This window comes from Streptomyces sp. AA4 (assembly GCF_000158875.1).
Taxonomy (GTDB): domain Bacteria; phylum Actinomycetota; class Actinomycetes; order Mycobacteriales; family Pseudonocardiaceae; genus Amycolatopsis.
The window spans coordinates 7,519,661-7,537,230 of the sequence record NZ_GG657746.1 but is presented as its reverse complement, the minus strand read 5'-3'; the positions used below and the strand labels follow the sequence as shown (position 1 = coordinate 7,537,230).

At 70.4% G+C, this 17,570-nt stretch carries 19 protein-coding genes; 9 read left to right on the top strand and 10 right to left on the bottom strand.

Features of this window, described 5'->3' with window-relative positions:
* Positions 1-379 precede the first annotated feature (379 nt).
* The gene (gene mihF, locus SSMG_RS34280) at positions 380-691 is read left to right on the top strand and encodes an integration host factor, actinobacterial type (protein WP_050788348.1); all 312 of its coding nucleotides are present in this window, start codon (positions 380-382) and stop codon (positions 689-691) included.
* A 92-nt stretch (positions 692-783) separates the two neighbouring features.
* Positions 784-1,950, top strand: a complete 1,167-nt coding sequence (locus tag SSMG_RS34275; RefSeq protein WP_009083754.1) for an isochorismate synthase MenF — start codon at positions 784-786, stop codon at positions 1,948-1,950.
* A 3-nt stretch (positions 1,951-1,953) separates the two neighbouring features.
* On the opposite strand, the gene SSMG_RS34270 is transcribed toward SSMG_RS34275, so the two are convergent.
* The 5 genes from SSMG_RS34270 to SSMG_RS34250 all read right to left on the bottom strand — a co-directional run bounded on the left by SSMG_RS34270 (position 1,954) and on the right by SSMG_RS34250 (position 6,061).
* A complete protein-coding gene (locus tag SSMG_RS34270) occupies positions 1,954-2,643 on the bottom strand; it encodes a 4'-phosphopantetheinyl transferase superfamily protein (protein ID WP_037718473.1) in 690 nt (229 codons plus the stop codon).
* Between the two features lie 125 nt (positions 2,644-2,768).
* Complete coding sequence (locus SSMG_RS34265) at positions 2,769-3,095, bottom strand: hypothetical protein (protein WP_009083750.1); 327 nt, start codon at positions 3,093-3,095, stop codon at positions 2,769-2,771.
* Between the two features lie 46 nt (positions 3,096-3,141).
* Complete coding sequence (locus tag SSMG_RS34260; RefSeq protein ID WP_009083749.1) at positions 3,142-3,789, bottom strand: TetR/AcrR family transcriptional regulator; 648 nt, start codon at positions 3,787-3,789, stop codon at positions 3,142-3,144.
* Positions 3,786-5,321 (bottom strand): ATP-dependent acyl-CoA ligase, encoded by a 1,536-nt coding sequence (locus SSMG_RS34255; protein ID WP_009083747.1) that lies wholly within the window; start codon positions 5,319-5,321, stop codon positions 3,786-3,788. Before SSMG_RS34255 ends, SSMG_RS34260 begins: the two co-directional genes overlap by 4 nt.
* The gene (locus SSMG_RS34250) at positions 5,318-6,061 is read right to left on the bottom strand and encodes an enoyl-CoA hydratase/isomerase family protein (RefSeq protein ID WP_009083745.1); all 744 of its coding nucleotides are present in this window, start codon (positions 6,059-6,061) and stop codon (positions 5,318-5,320) included. Before SSMG_RS34250 ends, SSMG_RS34255 begins: the two co-directional genes overlap by 4 nt.
* Before the next feature lie 47 nt (positions 6,062-6,108).
* On the opposite strand from SSMG_RS34250, the gene SSMG_RS34245 reads away from it, so the two are divergent.
* The 7 genes from SSMG_RS34245 to SSMG_RS34215 all read left to right on the top strand — a co-directional run bounded on the left by SSMG_RS34245 (position 6,109) and on the right by SSMG_RS34215 (position 13,250).
* A complete protein-coding gene (locus tag SSMG_RS34245) occupies positions 6,109-7,686 on the top strand; it encodes an amidohydrolase (RefSeq protein ID WP_009083742.1) in 1,578 nt (525 codons plus the stop codon).
* A gap of 783 nt (positions 7,687-8,469) precedes the next feature.
* Entirely contained in the window at positions 8,470-8,910 is a 441-nt protein-coding gene (locus SSMG_RS34240) for a GNAT family N-acetyltransferase (RefSeq protein WP_009083741.1), read from the top strand.
* Between the two features lie 133 nt (positions 8,911-9,043).
* Positions 9,044-9,727, top strand: a complete 684-nt coding sequence (locus SSMG_RS34235; protein WP_009083739.1) for a metal-dependent transcriptional regulator — start codon at positions 9,044-9,046, stop codon at positions 9,725-9,727.
* A 160-nt stretch (positions 9,728-9,887) separates the two neighbouring features.
* Entirely contained in the window at positions 9,888-10,706 is an 819-nt protein-coding gene (locus SSMG_RS34230) for an LLM class flavin-dependent oxidoreductase (RefSeq protein WP_037718471.1), read from the top strand.
* 72 nt (positions 10,707-10,778) lie between these two features.
* Positions 10,779-11,129: a hypothetical protein gene (locus SSMG_RS34225; protein WP_009083737.1), complete on the top strand. Its 351-nt coding sequence runs from the start codon at positions 10,779-10,781 to the stop codon at positions 11,127-11,129.
* Between the two features lie 265 nt (positions 11,130-11,394).
* Positions 11,395-12,450: an alcohol dehydrogenase catalytic domain-containing protein gene (locus tag SSMG_RS34220; RefSeq protein WP_009083735.1), complete on the top strand. Its 1,056-nt coding sequence runs from the start codon at positions 11,395-11,397 to the stop codon at positions 12,448-12,450.
* Between the two features lie 176 nt (positions 12,451-12,626).
* Positions 12,627-13,250: an alpha-ketoglutarate-dependent dioxygenase AlkB gene (locus SSMG_RS34215; protein ID WP_009083734.1), complete on the top strand. Its 624-nt coding sequence runs from the start codon at positions 12,627-12,629 to the stop codon at positions 13,248-13,250.
* Here SSMG_RS34215 and SSMG_RS34210 read toward each other — a convergent pair.
* From SSMG_RS34210 to SSMG_RS34190, 5 genes are read right to left on the bottom strand one after another with little or no spacing between them, the layout of a single operon-like run.
* Positions 13,219-14,094 carry a biotin-dependent carboxyltransferase family protein gene (locus tag SSMG_RS34210; protein ID WP_037715772.1) on the bottom strand — a complete coding sequence of 292 codons (876 nt, stop codon included), beginning with the start codon at positions 14,092-14,094 and terminating at the stop codon, positions 13,219-13,221. The two genes, SSMG_RS34215 and SSMG_RS34210, sit on opposite strands and share 32 nt — an antisense overlap.
* Complete coding sequence (locus SSMG_RS34205) at positions 14,091-14,696, bottom strand: allophanate hydrolase subunit 1 (RefSeq protein WP_050788347.1); 606 nt, start codon at positions 14,694-14,696, stop codon at positions 14,091-14,093. Before SSMG_RS34205 ends, SSMG_RS34210 begins: the two co-directional genes overlap by 4 nt.
* On the bottom strand, positions 14,693-15,442 hold the full coding sequence (locus SSMG_RS34200) for a LamB/YcsF family protein (protein WP_009083732.1): 750 nt from the start codon (positions 15,440-15,442) through the stop codon (positions 14,693-14,695). Before SSMG_RS34200 ends, SSMG_RS34205 begins: the two co-directional genes overlap by 4 nt.
* A gap of 1 nt (position 15,443) precedes the next feature.
* Complete coding sequence (locus SSMG_RS34195; protein WP_009083730.1) at positions 15,444-16,238, bottom strand: putative hydro-lyase; 795 nt, start codon at positions 16,236-16,238, stop codon at positions 15,444-15,446.
* Positions 16,235-17,494, bottom strand: coding sequence for an MFS transporter (locus SSMG_RS34190; RefSeq protein WP_037715771.1), 1,260 nt, complete (start codon positions 17,492-17,494; stop codon positions 16,235-16,237). Before SSMG_RS34190 ends, SSMG_RS34195 begins: the two co-directional genes overlap by 4 nt.
* Positions 17,495-17,570: the final 76 nt, after the last annotated feature.

Sequence of the window (17,570 nt, the reverse complement as noted above, 5' to 3'; positions counted from 1 at the left end):
AGTTCGGTAACGGCTTGTCGGCCCTCTCCCGCCTTCGGGTGGCGGCCCCGCGCTTTCATGATCCACTTCTGTCGCGATTCCTGTTGCGGGGCAAGAAAACGCCTTGTGTTAACTGCGTTGAAATAGACTCCCGTTCGGGTGAGGTAATGGGGGCGGAAATGAGCCCTTCGAGGCCGTTTCCACAGGTCGCGAGGGGTCCCCTCACGCAGGTCCGCCGCGCCCGTCGACGGGTGATAAGTGCGTGTCGGTTGCGCGTACTGCGGGCACGTGGCGTTTACTGGGGCCGTGGTAAGTGACGGCTGGCCAGCGCTTGCAGCTGCAAGCATCGGCTGAGACCGTCGGCCGCGAAAGCGGAGACCTGAGAGGAAAGGACATTACGTTGGCTCTGCCCACGTTGACTCCGGAGCAGCGCGCCGAGGCCCTCGCCAAGGCGGCAGAGGCTCGTAAGGCGCGCTCGGAGCTGCTCGCTTCGATCAAGTCCGGCAAGGAGAGCATCGAGTCGGTGCTCAAGCAGGCCAAGGAGAACAAGACCATCGGCAAGACGAAGGTCACGCAGCTCCTCAAGGCGGTGCCCGGCCTGGGCGCGGTCAAGGTCGCCGCACTGCTCGAGCAGGCGGGGATCGACCCCGACCGCCGGGCCGCCGGCCTCGGCGAACGGCAGCGCGAAGCGCTGATCGACGCGCTCAAGTAACGCCGATCCGGCGGCCGCGGGGAAGGTGGCGCGAGGTGTTGCACCGGCGACACTTTCCCCGCGGCGCTCCCGGATCCTGAGACGCTGGTGGAGTGACGACCAGTACCGCGCCGGCGACCCCGGCCGAGACCACCGTCCGCTACCAGCGCGGCGACTTCCTGTTCGCGACCGCCCGGCGCGCCCTGCTCGCCCGCGGTGCGCTCGGGACCGTCACCGACGCCGACCCGCGCCGCCTGGCCCGCTCGGCAGCCGCCGAGCTGGACCGGTCCGGCGTGCCGCTCGCCGTCGGCGTGCTGCCGTTCGACACCGGACCCGGCGCTGCCTCGCCGGGGCACCTCGTGCTGCCCCGGACGGTGCATCGCGCCCAGACGGGCGCCGAGACCCCGCCCGCGCCGCCCGCCGCCGACCTGCCCGCTCCCGCGGCCACCCGGCGGCTTCCGTCCGCGGACGGCCATCGCGAGAACGTGCGTGCCGCCGTCGCCGCTCTGCGCGACCGTGACCTGCGCAAAGCCGTGCTGGCCCGCGCGCTCGAACTCGAATTCGCCGAGCCGATCCCGGTCGAGGGGATCGTCCGCAACCTCGCGCGCGGCAACCCGCGCCACTTCACGTACGCCGCCGAACTGCCCGGCGGCCGCACCCTCGTCGGGGCCACCCCTGAGCTGCTGCTTTCCCGCGCCGGCGACTCCGTGTTCACGACCCCGCACGCCGGGTCGATGCCGCGTTCGGCCGACCCCGAGACCGACCGGGCCAACGGCGAAGCCCTCCTCGCGTCCGCGAAGGACCGGGAGGAGCACGATCTGGTGATCGACTACGTCGTGGAGTCGCTGCGGCCGTTCTGCCGGAAACTCGACGTCCCCGCGGGCCCTGAGCTGGTCTCCACGCCCGCGATCTGGCACCTCCGGACGTCCATCACCGGCGAGCTGGCGGACCGCTCAGTGACCGCTCTCGACCTCGCCGCCGCGATGCACCCGACGCCCGCCGTCTGCGGCACCCCGACCGTCCCCGCGCGCGACCTGGTGCAGGAACTGGAACCGTTCGACCGCGGCTACTACGCGGGCGCGGTCGGCTGGGTAGACGCGTCGGGAGACGGCGAATGGGCGGTCGCGATCCGGTGCGCCGAGGTGGCCTCGCGCTCGATGCGGCTGTTCGCGGGCGGCGGGATCGTGCCCGCGTCGGATCCGGATGTCGAGTACCGGGAGACGATCGCGAAGTTCCGCACGCTGCTGGGGGCGATGGGGCTGGACGACAGCGCGTCGTGAGGCTTACGGCAGCCAGTGCTCCTCAGTGAGGCTCAGGCTGTCCGAGGTCAACGCCGCGACCGCCGCGCGATGGCCGTCAGCCGCTTTGAGGTCGGCGAGGCGGGTCCGCGCCGGGTCGAGTGCTTCGTCGCCGGACGTCACCAGCTCGGCCGGGGCGTCGTAGCGGGAGAACGTGATGCTCTGGAGCGGGATCTTCAGGCCCTTGCCGGTGGCCTTCATCACCGCTTCCTTGCGCGTCCAGTAGATGAAGAAAGCCGCGGAACGCTCCTCGTCCGACAGGCCCGCGACGGCCTCCCGTTCGGCTGGGCTCAGCGCGTACTCCACGAGCGAGGCGTCCGCCTTCCGGCTGGCCGTTTCGACGTCGAGGCCTACCGGCACCCCGTCAGTGACCGCGAGACCGATCAGATTGCCCGAATGCGAGATCGACAGCACGAGGTCCGAGCCCGGCACGCGCGGACGGCCGTGCGGTTTGCCGCAGTCTTCGCAGGTCGCGTCGAAGCGCACGGACTCCGCCGCGCCGCCGAGCCGTTCCGCGACGAGGGTTTTCGCGAGCACCCGGCCGGTCAGGAAGCGGCGCTGGTCGATTTCGAGCCGGTACGCGTCGTAGCGGCCTCTCTCCAGGTCGTCGAGCAGCTTCAGGTAGCGGTCCTCCGCAGGCAGCGGTTCGGACCAGCGCACCACGATTTCGGTCACCGGCACCCCTCCTCGTCCGCCTCCGATCTTGCCGGGGCGCGCCGCGGTTTGTCATGCCCCTATCCCGGACGCGGCGAAGGCCCCCTCGGAGTCCGAGAGGGCCTTCGCGGCTGGATTAACGAGTGCTACGACTTGTCTTTGTTGCGCATGGCGATGGGGACCCCGGCTAGGTCTTCCTCATTGCACAGCAGCTTCACGTCGTAGTAGGGCGAACCCTGTCGCTCGTCGTAGTCTAGGTGGATCGCGAGGACGTCGAGCGGTTCTCCCAGCCACTCCTGCGCTTGGCGCAGCCATACTGCACAGCGCTCGAGCGCGCTGGGCAGGTCGTCGTCACGAAACTCGACTGGTCGATACGGCACGTCCTGGACCTGATCGCGCGGGTTTGAAGGCGCGGGCAGGCCAGGAGAGAGACCGGAGTCGTCCAGTTCGAGTTGGATCGTTTGCTCAGTCACCCTTCGAGCGTCCCCCACGTTCGCCGTCTGAGCAAGGCGTAGGGCGCTAAAAGCCCTCTTGGACAGGCAAGTCCCACACCTGGGCGACCACTTCGAGGCATTGCCGGAGGTCGTGCGCACGCACCGCGACCGGATGTCCGAGCGCCCGTAATGCCAGCTCCGCGTAGTGCGTGGCCAGGTCTTCCAGCCGAAGCGGGCCCTTCGGGGAATACCACCTGGCCACGCCGCTGCACATTTCCAGCAAAGCGAGCCGCGTCACGGTCGGGTGTGCGGTGTGGAACACGTTTGCCGCGGCGCCGTCTTCGATCGCCTTCGCCCAGAACCGCTCGTATTCGTCCCGCAGCGCGACGACCCGGGCACGCGCCGGAGCCGAAAGCGCGTCGACTTCGTTGTCCACCACCCGGGTTTCGCCCGGCTGGGCGGCGTGGGCGAGGACGTGCAGCGCGACCAGCGTGCGCATCCGGACCACCGGATCGTCGCTGCCCGCGGTGGCCTTCGCGACCGCGTCGATCAGGCGGTGCAGCGAGGTCGTCATGATCTCGACGAGAAGATCTTCCTTGGTGCCCATGTAGTGGTAGAGGCTCGCCGAAGAAAGTTCGGCCTCCTGGGCCAGATCCCGAATGCCTGTGCCGTGGAAACCCTTGCTGGCGAACAGTTTCACGGCCGCCGCTCGTACGCGTTCGGCGCTGCTCACAGCCACTCCCCGGTGCTGCGGTCCCAGGATCCGGCGCGGAGGTCGGCGACCTTCCGCAGTTCGCCCTTCGCGACGCGTTCGGACGGCGTGCGCGGCAGGTCGTCGGCGAACGTCCAGAACCTCGGCACCTTGAAGTACGCCAGTTGCTGCGCGCAGAACTCCGCCAGCTCCTCGGGCGACGGCCGGTCCTCGCCGCACACGACGTACGCCTTCACTTCCTCGCCGCGCAGGTCGTCCGGCACCGCGAGCACGGCCGCGAGCCGTACTTTCGGATGCTGCAGGAGCGCGCGCTCGACCTCGTCGGCGGAGATGTTCTCGCCGCTGCGGCGGATCATGTCCTTGGTGCGGCCGAGATAGTAGACGCGGCCCTCGGCGTCCATCCGCGCGAGGTCGCCGGTGTGGAACCAGCCGCCGGCGAAGGCGCGCGCGGTCGCTTCGGGATCCTCGTGGTAGCCGTGCATGAGCCCGATGCCGCGGATCAGCAGTTCGCCGGTTTCCCCGCGCGGCAACGGTTTCCCGTCCGGTCCGGCGATCATCACCTCGCGGTCGCGGGTCGGCCGTCCGATGCAGCCGGCGCCCACCGCGGCGTCGTGATCGGACTCGGAGACCCGGATGTCGCCGCCGGTCTCGGTCATCCCGAACGCCTCGTACCACGGCACGCCCCAGCGCTGCTCCAGCTGAGCGTGCAGGTCGGGCGGGATCGCCGACGCGCTGATCGCGCGGACGCGGTGGTTCCGGTCGTCCGGATGCGGCGGCTGGCGCAGCAGCAGCGTCGGCATCAGGCCGAGGCAGTAGAACCAGGTGACCTCGTGCTCGCGGACCTTCTCCCAGAACGTGGAGGGGTGGAACCGGTCCAGCACGACGAGCGTCGCCCCGGCGGCCAGCGCGAGCGCGACGTTCCACTGTGGATCAATGTAGTGGAACGGTTGCGCGGTAAGCAGGACGTCGTCCTCGCCGACGGCGGGAAAGTCGGTGGCGAGTCCGATCGCGAGCGTGGTCCAGTAGCGGTGCGGCAGCACGCAGCCCTTCGGCGCGCCGGTGGTGCCGGAGGTGTACTGGATGTTCACCGGCTGCTCGGCGACCACCGATTCCGGTTCGTACCGCGTTTCCGACTTCAGCGCGTCCGGCGTGACGACGCGTTCCACGGCCGTTTCCGGCGCGATTTTCTCCAGCAGTTCCACGAACTCTTCGGCGGCCACCGCGAGGCGCGCGCCGGAGTGGCGCAGGACGTGGGCGCCGTCGAATTCGCGGTAGTTGATGTTGACCGGGACCAGAACTGCGCCGAGTTTGGCGAGCGCGAGCCACAGGAGCGGGAATTCCGGCTCATTGCGGAGCATCACCGCGACGCGATCGCCGGCCCGGATGCCTTCGTCGTGGAGCGCTTTCGCCAGGCGTCCGCTGCGGTCGTCGACCTCGGCGAAGGTGAACCGGGTATCGGTGCTGTCGAAGATCCACGCGGTGCGCTCCGGCCAGAGCTGCGCGGCGCGCGCGACCAGCGCGACCAGGGTGTCGACCTGCTGCAGCGGCGTCACGCCCGGCTCCGGAACGCTTCGGTCGACTCGCGGACGGCGGCCGAGTTCTCGGTGATCAGGGCGTGGGTGACCTCGAGTTCCAGCGCCGAGTCGAAGGCGTGGTCGATCCCGGCGTCCAGCGCCCGCTTCGCCATCGTGGCGGCCTCCGGCGGGTGATGGGCGATCTTCTCGGCCCAGCCGAGCGCGAGCGGCATCAGCTCGTCGGCCGGCACGGCGGCGTTGACGAGGCCGAGGTCGTGCGCGCGCCGGCCGTCGAACCGGTCGCCGAGCAGCAGCAGCTCCTTCGCCTTGACCGGTCCGACCAGCAGCGGGAGCAGCCTGGACGCGGCTCCGGTGACGCTCAGCCCCAGCGACACCTCGGGGAACCCGAACACCGCGTCCTCGGCGGCCAGGATCAGGTCGCAGCCCAGCGCGAACTCCGCGCCCGCGCCGATCGCGTACCCGTGGACCGCGGCGATCACCGGCTGCCGCAGCGCGCGCAGTCTCCGGGTGACGTCCTGGAGCCGCTCCAGCCTCGCGCGAGAGTCCCCCGCGGGGGTGGGTTCCTTCAGGTCGTGCCCGGCGCAGAAGGCGCGGCCGTTGCCGGAGAGGAGGACGACGCGGGCGGCACTGTGCGCGACCTCCTCCAGTGCGGTGAGGAAGTCGTCCACCAGCACGGGCGCGACGGCGTTGAGCCGCTCGGGCCGGTTCAGCCGGATCTGCGCGATGCCGCCCTCGACGGCCAGGTCAACGGTGCTCATGGAGGCGAGCCTAGACGTTCGATCGATCGATCGATAGTGTCCAGGGCATGCAGGTTGACGCGGTGTACGAGAACGCCAGGCTGGTCACCGGCGACACCGCGCTGGCGGTGCTGCACGGCCGGATCGTGGCGCTGGGCGACGACGCGCGCTCGCTCTCCGCCCGCCGCCGGGTGGACCTCGGCGGGGGTTTCGTCGCGCCCGGGTTCCACGACGCGCACAACCACATGGCCTGGTTCGGCATGGGCCTGGACGACGTGCCGCTCAGCGACTGCCGAAGCGTCGACGAGGTGTACGACGCGGTGGCGCGGCGCGCGGCCGAGCTGCCCGCCGGGAGCTGGGTCGTCGGCAGCGGCTACGACCAGAACAAACTCGCCGGCGGCCGGCATCCGGACCGGCACGGCCTCGACCGCGCCGCGCCCGGCATGCTCGTGCGGCTCAAGCACACGTCCGGTCACATGACGCTGGTCAACTCCGCGGTGCTGGACCAGCTGGACCTCGCGAACGTCCCGGTCGGCGGCGACGTAGTCCAGTCCGCCGACGGCTCGCCGACCGGCCTGCTGCGCGAGCAGGCGCAGTTGCTGCTGCGTCCGCTGACGTACCCGACGCCGCTCGAATCGGTGGTCCGCGGCCTCGACCGGGCGAGCCGGCAGTACCTGTCGGAGGGCATCACGAGCGTCCAGGAAGCCGGCATCGGCGGCGGCCTGGTCGGCGAGACCCCGGCGGAACTGGCCGCGTACCAACTCGCGCGCGAACGCGGCGTCCTGCGGGTGCGCAGCACGGTGATGGTCGCCGCGAGCGTCCTGCACGACCTGCCCGACGGCGCCGGCTTCGGCCTGGACCTGGGCCTGCGCACCGGCCTCGGCGACGAGTGGCTGCGGATCGGCCCGATGAAACTCTTCGCCGACGGCTCGCTGGTCGGCCGCACCTGCGCGATGCACGAACCGTTCGATGGCGAACCGGACAACCGCGGCTACTTCCAGGTGCCCGAGGACGAGCTGACGCGCACCATCCGCCAAGCCCACGACGCCGGCTGGCAAATCGCGACGCACGCCATCGGCGACCGAGCCATCACGGTCGTCCTGGACGCCTACGAAGCCGCCCTCGCCGCCACCCCGCGCGCCGACCACCGGCACCGCATCGAGCACTGCGCAGTGCTCCCGCCCGCGGAGCTGACCCGGCTCGCCTCGCTGGGCCTGATCGCGTCCCCGCAGGGCCGGTTCGTCAACGAACTGGGCGACGGCATGCGCGCAGCCCTCGGCGAAGCTCGGGTGCCGTGGTGCTACCGCCTCCGCAGCGTCCTGGACGCCGGATGCGTCCTGCCAGCCAGCTCAGACCGCCCCGTCGTCGACGGTGCTCCGTTGCTCGGCCTCGCCGACATGGTCCGCCGCCGGACATCCACCGGCCAACCGTTCGCGGTAGAGGAAGCGCTGACCCCGGCGGAGGCCCTGCGCGCCTACACGTACGGATCGGCCTACGCGACCTTCGCGGAGAGCTACCTCGGCACACTGGAACTCGGGAAGCTCGCGGACTTCGTCGTGTTGTCCGCGGATCCACTGTCCACTGTGGAGGACGCCCGGGTGCTCGGGACCGCGGTGGGCGGAGAGCTCCGGTACGAGGCGTCGTGATGGGGACGCCGTCGCTCCGCCCGGCTGGGCTGGCTTGCTCGCTGGTCGGCTCGGGGGAGCTTCGCCGCTCGCCGGTCGGGTTGCAGCCACTTCGGCGATCGATGACTGGCTGGAGTGCTCGCGACCGCTCGGCGGTGCGGTCGCGAGCAGGTCACCACTCGCTGGCTGGCTCGCGTGCTCGCGGCTGTTCGCCGGTTGGCCTGCGCGCTCGTGTTCGCTCAGCAGGTGGCTTGGGTGCTCGCGACCGCTCGGCGGTTCGCTCGCGGGCACGCCACCACTGGCTGATCGGCTCGCATGCTCCCCGTCGTTCGATGGCTCGCCTGCGCGCCGCCCGTTGTTTGACGACGGGTTTGCGCGCTTGGCCGCTCGTCGGTTGGTTTACATGCTCGCCGTCGCGCGGTGGCTTGCTCGCAGGCGCTGCACCCTTCACCGGTTGGCGAGCGTCCTCGCGACCGTTCGGCGGTTCGATCGCGGGCACCTCACCCCCGGCTGATCGGTTCGCGTGCTCCCCACCGTCTCGTGGCTTGCCCGCACCCCGCCCGCCGTTCAGCGATTGGTCGCGCTCCTCGTCACCCGCCAACGAAGGTGAGCGTGCGCACCACAGCTCGCCAGGTCACCGGGCCGACCCATCGGCCTATTCAGTTGTCGATTCACCGACCACCAACCACCAACTCCTTCCGTCCAACAACGCTCCACACCGGCTCCGCCGCGCCGGGCCTTCCTTACGCCTTGCTTCGATACCCGCAACCGTAGCCGCCACCACCGACAAGAAAGGGGCTTCCGATGCCCGTTCGCGACGCCGTCTTCGAGGACGTCGAGGAAATCTGCAGCCTCATCGAGGAACACGCGGTCTACGAGGACAAGCACGACCTCAAACTCGACCGCGCCGAGATGAGCGGGCACCTGTTCGGTCCGGAGCCCAAGGCGTGGGTCCTGATGTGCACGCCGCCGGGACGTCCGGACGTCATCGCCGGGTTTGCCTTCTGCAGCTGGAATTTCTCCACCTGGGAGGGACGCCCGGGCATCTGGCTCGACGACCTGTTCATCCGTCCGGAGCACCGCAGGCACGGGCTCGGCCGGGAACTGCTCGACGCGCTGCGCGCCCGCACGACCGGGCGCGTCGAGTGGGACATGCAGGCCGGCAACGAGAAGGCCGAGGCGTTCTACGCGCAGCTCGGCGCGGAGCCGGTGCCGGGCTGGATCCGTTATCGCTGGCGGCCGTGACGGACGGTGTCCGGCGCCTGTCCGATCGGGAAAGAGCCTGGCCAGGCGATCAGCACGGCAGACCCGGGACGGAACCCGCCACCGCTCCTGAACCGGCCGACCGCGGCGGGCTCGGCACCGTATCGTATGCGGCATGGGAGATGGTTCCGTCCGGAGGTCGTCGTCGGTCGAGGACTACGTGCGGGTGATCTACGGGCTGGTCGAACGGGGCGAGGCGGTCACCAACGCGTCGCTGGCCGGGCGGCTTGAGGTGAGCCCGTCGTCGGCGTCGGGCATGGTCACGAAGCTTTCGCAGCTCGGCCTGGTCGCGCACGTGCCCTACCGCGGCATCGAGCTGACTTCGGAAGGGCGGCAGCTCGCGCGATCGGTGCTGCGCAGGCACCGGCTGATCGAGACGTACCTGGTCTCCGAACTCGGCTACACCTGGGACGAGGTCCACGCCGAGGCCGACGCCCTCGAGCACGCCGTCTCCGACCGGCTCGTCGACCGGATCGCGGCCAAGCTCGGCAACCCCGTTCGGGACCCGCACGGCGACCCGATCCCGGCCCCGGACGGCAGCGTCGAGGAACTTCCGATGCGCATCCTGGACGACCTCCCGCCGGGCGCGGTCGGCGAGATCGTCCGCGTGTGGGACACCGACCCGGACCTGCTGCGCTACCTCACCGAGCACGCGATCGGGCTCGGCGAGCGCATCGAGGTCGTCGAGCGGCAGCCGTTCGGCGGGCCGATGGTGGTCAAGGTCGGCCAGCCGCCGGACGCCGCCACGCACGCGATCGGCAAGGAGATCGCGCAGGCGTTGTCGGTCACCTTGCGCTGAGGGTGGGCGCGGACCTGGCGCTCGCTGCTTGGTCGCCCACTGGACGGGACGGGCAAGGAGAGACAGCGCAGTCGTCGGTCGCCCTGCGCTGAGGGACGTACGCGAGAGTGTCGCTGCCGGACGGATGTGCCGGGCAGCCCGCCCGCCGACGATGGTCGGCATGACCACTACCAAGCCGTTCCGCTTCGGCATCGTCACCGGGTACGCCCCGGACCTGGAGTCCTGGACCGCGCAGGCCCGCCGGATCGAGGAATTCGGGTTCGACCTCATGTTCGCGACCGATCCGGTCGGCGGGCTCGACCCGCTGACGCTGGTTCCGGCCGCCGCCGCGGTCACCAGCAAGCTGACCCTCGGCACCTTCGTGCTGGCCGACCCGTTCCGCGACGCCCGGAGCCTCGCGTGGCAGGCCGACTCCCTGCATCAGGCGACCGGCGGCCGCTTCCTGCTGGGGCTGGGCGTCGGCCATCCGGGAGCGGGCAAGCACGCCGCGACGCTGGGCCGCGAGTTCCTTTCGCCGGGCGAACGCGTCGCCCGGTTGGCGGACACCCTCGAGGTGCTTGCGGAGCGCCCCGAGCGACCCCGGCTATTGCTCGCGGCTTCCGGGCCCAAAATGCTCGCGCTCGCCGCGCGCACCGCCGACGTCGTGACGTTTTCCTGGGGGCCGCGCACGACCGAGGACCAGGCTGACTCCATTGTGGACACTTTTCGCTCGTTCGCGGGAAACCGGGATGTCGAATTGGCGGTGAATCTCACCGCGATCGGGGACCGGCCCGCCCCGCAGATCGCGCGCTACACCGGGGTCGATGTGCCGCAGCTGGTGGAGGAGAAAGCCGTCACCGTGTTGCCGGAAAACCCTGACGCCGCCGGGGAAATGCTTCTCCGCTGGCGCGAACGGTGGGGGATTTCCTGTGTCACGGTCAATTCCGGCTATGCGGAACCGTTCGCCGCGATTGCCCGGGCACTCTCCGCACAAGGGTGAAAGCCCTTCCGATCATGCGTTATCCGGCCTACGCTCCGAGGTTTCCCAGCGACGTGGTTCGGAGCGTGTGCGATGACCGGTCAGCGAACACCGACGATCGACCGGGGGAGTACAACAGGGCGGGATCTCGGGCAATTGCTCGAAACCGGCCCGTTCGCCGAAGCGCTGCGCGCGGCCATCCGGGCCCGCGGGCTCGGCCTGGAACGCATCAGATATCGGCTGCGGGGAAGGGGAACGACGGTCAGTCTCGCGACGCTGAGCCATTGGCAATCCGGACGTTGCCGCCCGGAACGCCCGGAATCCTTGCGGGCACTGCGAAATCTCGAGCAGATCCTCGGCGTCCCGGACGGGTCGCTGCGCAGGCTGCTCGGCCCGCCGCGTCCGCGCGGCCAGTTCCATCAGCCGGGCCAGCCGCTCTCCTGAGCGCGCCCGGCCGCGGCGGACGACGAAGCGCGCGGGTGGATCCCGACACCTGCGCGCCGTCGTCCGCCGCGTTCGCCCGGAGGTGCCGCGCCGCTACGGCCGACGCCGCGCCCACTGCGGAGAAAACCCCAATGTGGCATTGGGTGCGTCAGACGCACCGAACGCCACATTGGGTGCGTCGCATGCACCCAATGCCACATTGGGGATCCGCACGCCCGGTGAGCTGAAGCCAGCGGCCGTACCGGCGGCTTCTACGATCGGACTCATGCGTGCGGTCGTGATCGAAGAGTTCGGCGTGCTTCCCGAGGTGCGGGAAGTACCGGATCCGGTGACCCCGGACGGCGGGGTCGTCATCGCCGTCGAAGCGACCGGGGTGTGCCGCAGCGACTGGCACACCTGGCAGGGGCACGACGAGGCGGTCCGGCTGCCGCACGTCGCCGGGCACGAGCTTGCCGGGCGGATCGTCGAGGTCGGCGCGGGGGTCAAGGGCTGGGCGAAGGGCGACCGGGTGACCGTCCCGTTCGTCTGCGCCTGCGGGGTCTGCGCGCAGTGCGCCAAGGGCGACCAGCAGATCTGCGACGACGAGTTCCAGCCCGGCGCGACCCACTGGGGTTCGTTCGCCGAGAAGGTCGCCATCGAGCACGCGCAGACGAACCTGGTCGCGTTGCCGGACTCGATGTCGTCGGCGGAAGCTGCTGCGCTCGGTTGCCGTTTCGGGACGGCTTTTCGCGCAGTGTTGCGCCAGGGCGGCGTACGCGCTGGGCAGTGGGTCTCTGTGTACGGCTGTGGCGGCGTAGGCATCTCCGCGGTTCTCCTGGCGGCCGCTGCGGGCGCGAAGGTGGTTGCGGTCGACGTCTCGCCGCAGGCGCGCGCGTTGGCGGAGCGTTCTGGCGCCGTGCTGAGCGTCGACGCGAGCGCATTCGACGGGCCGGAAGCGTTGGCCGCGTACGTCCGCGAGCGCACTGAAGGCGGTACGCACGTGTCGCTCGACTGTCTCGGCTCCCCGGCCACCTGTGCGGCTTCGGTGGGCAGCTTGCGCAAGCGCGGCCGTCACGTGCAGGCCGGGTTGATGCCGCCCAGCCAGGGGGTTCCGCCGATTCCGATGCACCGGGTGGTCGGCGGCGAGCTGGAAATCGTCGGGATCCATGGTCTGCAGGCGTACGAATACCCTGAGCTGCTCGGCGTGGTGGAGCGGTCCGGGATCGACCTGGCCGGGTTGATCGGCACGCGGATCGGGCTGGACGGGGTGCCGGCGGCGCTCGCTGCGATGAGTGATCCGGTGCCTGCTCGGGCCGGGGTGACTGTCGTCGAGTTCGGGTGACGAATGGTGACTGGCAAACACCCTGGGTGGCGAGTCCGAGTTGTAGCTGACGAAAACCTGGCGGCGCCCGCGGCGGTGTGGGAATCTTCGAAGCTTGGCGGCAAGTGGCGAGGGGAATCCGCCGCAGGAGCGCCCGTCCGGGTGGCTCCTGCGGCCGCCAGCCTGGGAGCGGCGTGATGGAGCTGCTGCCGCGTCCTCGCCGGGAGATTGCACCCGGAGCCGTGCACGTCCCGGATTGGCTCACCGGGGAAGAACAACGCGACCTGGTCACGGCCTGTCGCGGCTGGCGTGGCTACCGGTCGACCCGGCTGCCGGGCGGCGGGGTGATGTCGGTGCGCACGGTCTGTCTCGGCTGGCAGTGGCGGCCCTACCGGTACGAACGGCTGCGCGAGGACGGTTCGCCGGTGGAGCCGTTCCCGGACTGGCTGGCCGACCTCGGCCGCCGCGCGCTCGCTGACGCCTACGACCGGCCTGCCGACGATTACCAGCCCGACGTCGCGCTCGTGAATTACTACGACGCCGACGCGAAAATGGGCATGCACCAGGACAAAGACGAGCGTTCGACCGAGCCGGTCGTCTCGTTGAGCCTCGGCGACACGTGCGTGTTCCGCTTCGGCAATACCGAGCATCGCAATCGCCCGTACGCCGATGTCGAGCTGCGCTCGGGCGACCTGTTCGTGTTCGGCGGCCCGTCGCGGCTGGCGTTCCACGGGGTACTGAAAACGTTGCCGGGCACGGCGGATCCGGATCTTGGCCTGACCGGACGGCTCAATATGACGCTGCGGGTTTCCGGGTTGTGAACCGTACCCGTTGCCCGGGCCGGAGCTGGGCGGCGAGGTCCAGGTCGTCCTCGTCGACGACGGCGGCGACGGGGTAGCCGCCGGTCACCGGATGGTCGGCGAGGAACAGGATCGGCACGCCGGAAGGCGGCACCTGGAGCGCGCCGGGCATGGCGGCTTCCGGGGCCAGTTCGCCGACGCGGGCGCGGGTCAGCGCGGGACCGTCGAGCCGGACGCCGACGCGGTCGAGGTCGTTGGTCACGGTGTAGGCGCCAGTGAGCAAAGTGGACAGCGCGGACGGGGTGAACCAGTCCAGCCGCGGTCCGGGTTCCAGGCGCAGCACGGGTTCTTCGGCAAGCCGCGGCAAGGGGGCGAGGTCGATGCAAGGGGTGCCTTGCACCACTGAACCGATCGGCAGCGACATCCCGGCGGCGAGGACGGGCGGGCCGAGTTTGCCCAGCGTGTCCGTGGCGCGCGCGCCGAGCACCGGCGGTACATCCAGGCCGCCGCGCACCGCGAGATAGCTGCGCAGACCGAGCGACGCGACACCGAGTTCGAGTTCGTCCCCCGGGCGCAGGTGGATCGGCGCACCGACCGCGGCGGCCCGTCCGCCAGCGCGGATCGGCAGCCGCGCGCCGGTGACCGCGACGACGGCGTGCTCGGAAACCCGCAGGTGGAGGCCGCCGAGGGTGACCTCCAGCGCCGCGTGCGTTTCGGGGTTGCCGACGAGCCGGTTCGCCAGCTTCAGCGAACCCCGGTCGGCCGCGCCGGAACGGCCGACGCCGACTGCCGCGTATCCGGGCCGCCCGAGGTCTTGCACGGTCGCGAACGGGCCGGGCGCGAGGATCTCGATCTTCCCGGTCACCGAATCGCCTCGAACCGCACGCGGGTGCCCGGGACCAGCAGGTTCGGCTGCTCGCGGTCGACGTTCCACACCGGCGCGTCGCTGTGGCCGAGAAGGTTCCAGCCGCCGGGCGAGGAATGCGGATAGATCGCGCTGTACTCGCCGGCGATCGCGACCGCACCCGCGGGCACGCGCGTGCGCGGCGTGCTGCGGCGCGGCAGGTGCAACACCGGGTCGAGACCGGTCAGGTAGGCGAAACCAGGTGCGAAACCGCAGAACGCCGCGACGTAGGTGGCCGCCGAATGCCGTTGCACGACCTCGGAAACCGACAGTCCGGCGGCTTCGGCGACGTCCGCCAGGTCCGCACCGTCGTAGCGGACCGGCAGGGTGACGGTCTCCGCTGAGCGCTCGGATACGTCCACTGTGGACAAGGAGGCCAGCGTGCGCGTCAGCGTGGTGGAATCGGTGCGGGCGCGGTCGAACCGGACCAGCAGGGTGCGTGCGGCGGGGACGAGTTCGACAACGCCCTCGGGCTGGGCGGCTTCGCAGGCCGCCTGGAACCCGAGCACGTCATCGACCTCCACCAGCAACGCGGAACGGCCGTAGCGCAACACAGTGCTCACACGAACGACCTCAGCACCACGCCGGATTCGGTGAGCAGCTCGCGGATCCGCCGGGCCAGCTCGACCGCGCCGGGCGTGTCTCCGTGCACGCAAAGGGAATCCGCCCGCAGGGTGAGCTTGCCGCCGTCAGCGTCGACGACCTCGCCGGTGGTCGCCATGGTGAGCGCCCGCGCGGCGACTTCGTCCGCGTCGTGCAGTACCGCACCCGGCAGCTTTCGCGACACCAGCCGTCCTTCAGGCGTGTACGCGCGGTCGGCGAACGCTTCTGCGTACGCAGGCACGCCTGCCGCTTGAGCCGCACGCAGCATTTCGGAGTCCGGAGGACACAGCAGGGCCAGATCGGTGTGATAGCGCCGTACGCCTTCGACAAGCGCAGCTGCCTGCTCCGGATCGACAGCCGCGGTGTTGTACAGCGCGCCGTGCGCCTTCACGTAACGCACGCAGCTGTGCGCCGCGCGCGCGAAGGCATCGAGAGCGCCGATTTGGTACAGCACTTCGTCCGCGAGGTCTTCCGGTGCGATGTCGAGCGCGCGGCGGCCGAAGCCGGCGAGGTCGCGGTAGCCGACGTGCGCGCCGATGGTGACGCCGCGTTCGGCCGCGCGTTCGCACACGCGGCGCATCACGCTCGCGTCGCCCGCGTGGAAGCCGCACGCGATGTTCGCGCTGGTCACGATGTCGAGCATGGCTTCGTCGTCGCCCATGGTCCAGGCGCCGAAGCCTTCGCCGAGGTCGCTGTTGAGGTCCATGTCATCCCACCTGGTAATCGCGATCGGGTCGGTCGGTCAAGAACATGTAGCCGGGAGCGTGCGTGATGGCGAACGGCGGACGGGACGCCATCAGCGCCGCCTGCGGGGTGACGCCGCAGGCCCAGAACACCGGCACGTCGCCGGGCTCGGCGTCGACCGGATCGCCGAAATCCGGCCGGGCGAGGTCGGCGATGCCCAGCTCGGCCGGGTCGCCGACGTGCACCGGAGCGCCGTGCACCGCGGGCATCGCGGCGGTGATGCGCACGGCTTCCTCGACCAGAGTTTCCGGAATGTGCCGCATCGACACCACCATCGGGCCGCTCATCCGCCCGGCCGGTTCGCACTGCCGGTTCGTCACGTACATCGAGACGTTGCGGCCCTGCTCGACGTGCCGCAACGGGATGCCCGCCGCGCGCAGCAACGTCTCGAAGCTGAAGCTGCACCCGATGGAGAACGCGACCAGGTCGCTGCGCCATACCCCGGTGGCGTCGCTGATTTCGCTGGTCAGCGTGCCGTTGTGCCAGACGCGGTAGCGCGGCAGGTCGGTGCGCAGGTCCGCGCCGGGCGCGAGCCGGGTGGTCGGGTCGCCGGGTTCGCTGACGTCGAGCACGGGACACGGCTGCGGGTTACGAGCGCAGAACTCGCGGACGTCTTCGGCCCAGTCCGCGGGGACGGCGATCAGGTTGGTCTGGGCGTAACCGTCGGCCCAGCCGGTGGTCGGGCGCTCGGTGCCGGCGCGGAAGAGCGCGCGGGCCTCGGCCGGAGTGAGCGTCGAAGGATCGTAGGAAGTCGTCATACCTCCACCAGTTCCTTGCCTCGCGTTTCCGGCAGCCCGAGCAGCGCTACCGCGGCGATCGCGTAGCCGACCGCGCCGAGGACGATCGCGCCGCCCGCACCCAGAAAGCCCACCACGGCGGGGAAAGCGGCGCCGACCGCGCGGCCGAAGTTGTAGGTGAAGCCCTGTCCGGTGGCGCGCAGCGCGGTCGGGTACAGCTCGGCGAGGTACGCGCCGAAGCCGCTGAAGATCGCCGAAGTCGAGAAACCGAGCGGGAAACTGATCAGCAGCATCAGGCCGTTCGCGCCGTAGGGCAGCTGTACGAACAGCACGATCAGCAGCGCGGAAACGACCGAGAACAGCAGGAACGTCTTCTTCCGGCCGAGCAGGTCGGTGAGGTAGCCGCCGCAGACGTAGCCGATGAACGCGCCCGGGATCAGCAGCGCGAAGTAGCCGCCGGTGTTGACCACGGAAAGGCCGCGGCTGCTCTGCAGGTACTTCGGCATCCAGGTGAACAGCGTGTAGTAGCCGCCCTGGACGCCGGTCGCGAGGAGCGCGGCGAACACCGTGGTACGCAGGAGTTCCGGCCGGAAGATCCCGACGAGCGAGCCTTTGACCTTCGCGGAAACTCGTCGTTCGGCGGCCTCCGGCGCGTCTTCGACGCTGCGCCGCACCCACAGCACGAGCAGCGCCGGGATCACGCCGACCCAGAACAGCACGCGCCACGCGAGGTCCTGGTCGAGCACGCTGAACAGCACCGTGTAGACGATGACCAGCAGGCCCCAGCCGACCGCCCACGCGCTCTGCACGAACGCCACCGTGCGGCCGCGGTACTTGGCCGAGCAGTACTCGGCGACCAGCGCGGCGCCGACCGCCCACTCGCCGCCGAACCCGAGCCCCTGCAAGCCGCGGAAGACGAGCAGCGTCTCGAAGTTCGGCGCGAAACCGCAGAGCACCGTGAAGATCGTGTACATCGCGATGGTCAGCTGCAGCGTGCGGACGCGGCCGATGCGGTCGGCCAGCACGCCGGCCCCGACGCCGCCGATCGCGGACACGACCAGCGTGACCGTGCTGAGCAGGCCCGCCTCCCCGGACGTGATGCCGAAGTAGGCGGTGATCGCGGCCAGGCCGAAGGGCAGGGTCTGGTAGTCGAACGAATCGAGGCCGTAGCCGCCGAACGCGCCGAGGAAGGCGCGGCGGCCCTTGTGGCCGAGCGAGCGATACCAGCCGAACGGGCGGGCCGCGTTCGCGGTGCCGTCGGCGACGTTGACGTTCATAGGGCACCTCACAGGGGGACGAACTCATGGTGGCACGAGTCACATGGCCGCTACCGTACGGATCGTTCAACAATTC

What these genes read in the sequence shown, in the direction of transcription:
- SSMG_RS34190 (WP_037715771.1), bottom strand. Translation starts at nt 17,494, where the DNA reads ATGAACGTCAACGTCGCCGACGGCACCGCGAACGCGGCCCGCCCGTTC.
- SSMG_RS34220 (WP_009083735.1), top strand. Translation starts at nt 11,395, where the DNA reads ATGCGTGCGGTCGTGATCGAAGAGTTCGGCGTGCTTCCCGAGGTGCGG.
- SSMG_RS34245 (WP_009083742.1), top strand. Translation starts at nt 6,109, where the DNA reads ATGCAGGTTGACGCGGTGTACGAGAACGCCAGGCTGGTCACCGGCGAC.
- SSMG_RS34215 (WP_009083734.1), top strand. Translation starts at nt 12,627, where the DNA reads ATGGAGCTGCTGCCGCGTCCTCGCCGGGAGATTGCACCCGGAGCCGTG.
- SSMG_RS34235 (WP_009083739.1), top strand. Translation starts at nt 9,044, where the DNA reads ATGGGAGATGGTTCCGTCCGGAGGTCGTCGTCGGTCGAGGACTACGTG.
- SSMG_RS34230 (WP_037718471.1), top strand. Translation starts at nt 9,888, where the DNA reads ATGACCACTACCAAGCCGTTCCGCTTCGGCATCGTCACCGGGTACGCC.
- SSMG_RS34240 (WP_009083741.1), top strand. Translation starts at nt 8,470, where the DNA reads ATGCCCGTTCGCGACGCCGTCTTCGAGGACGTCGAGGAAATCTGCAGC.
- SSMG_RS34195 (WP_009083730.1), bottom strand. Translation starts at nt 16,238, where the DNA reads ATGACGACTTCCTACGATCCTTCGACGCTCACTCCGGCCGAGGCCCGC.
- SSMG_RS34225 (WP_009083737.1), top strand. Translation starts at nt 10,779, where the DNA reads ATGACCGGTCAGCGAACACCGACGATCGACCGGGGGAGTACAACAGGG.
- SSMG_RS34200 (WP_009083732.1), bottom strand. Translation starts at nt 15,442, where the DNA reads ATGGACCTCAACAGCGACCTCGGCGAAGGCTTCGGCGCCTGGACCATG.
- SSMG_RS34250 (WP_009083745.1), bottom strand. Translation starts at nt 6,061, where the DNA reads ATGAGCACCGTTGACCTGGCCGTCGAGGGCGGCATCGCGCAGATCCGG.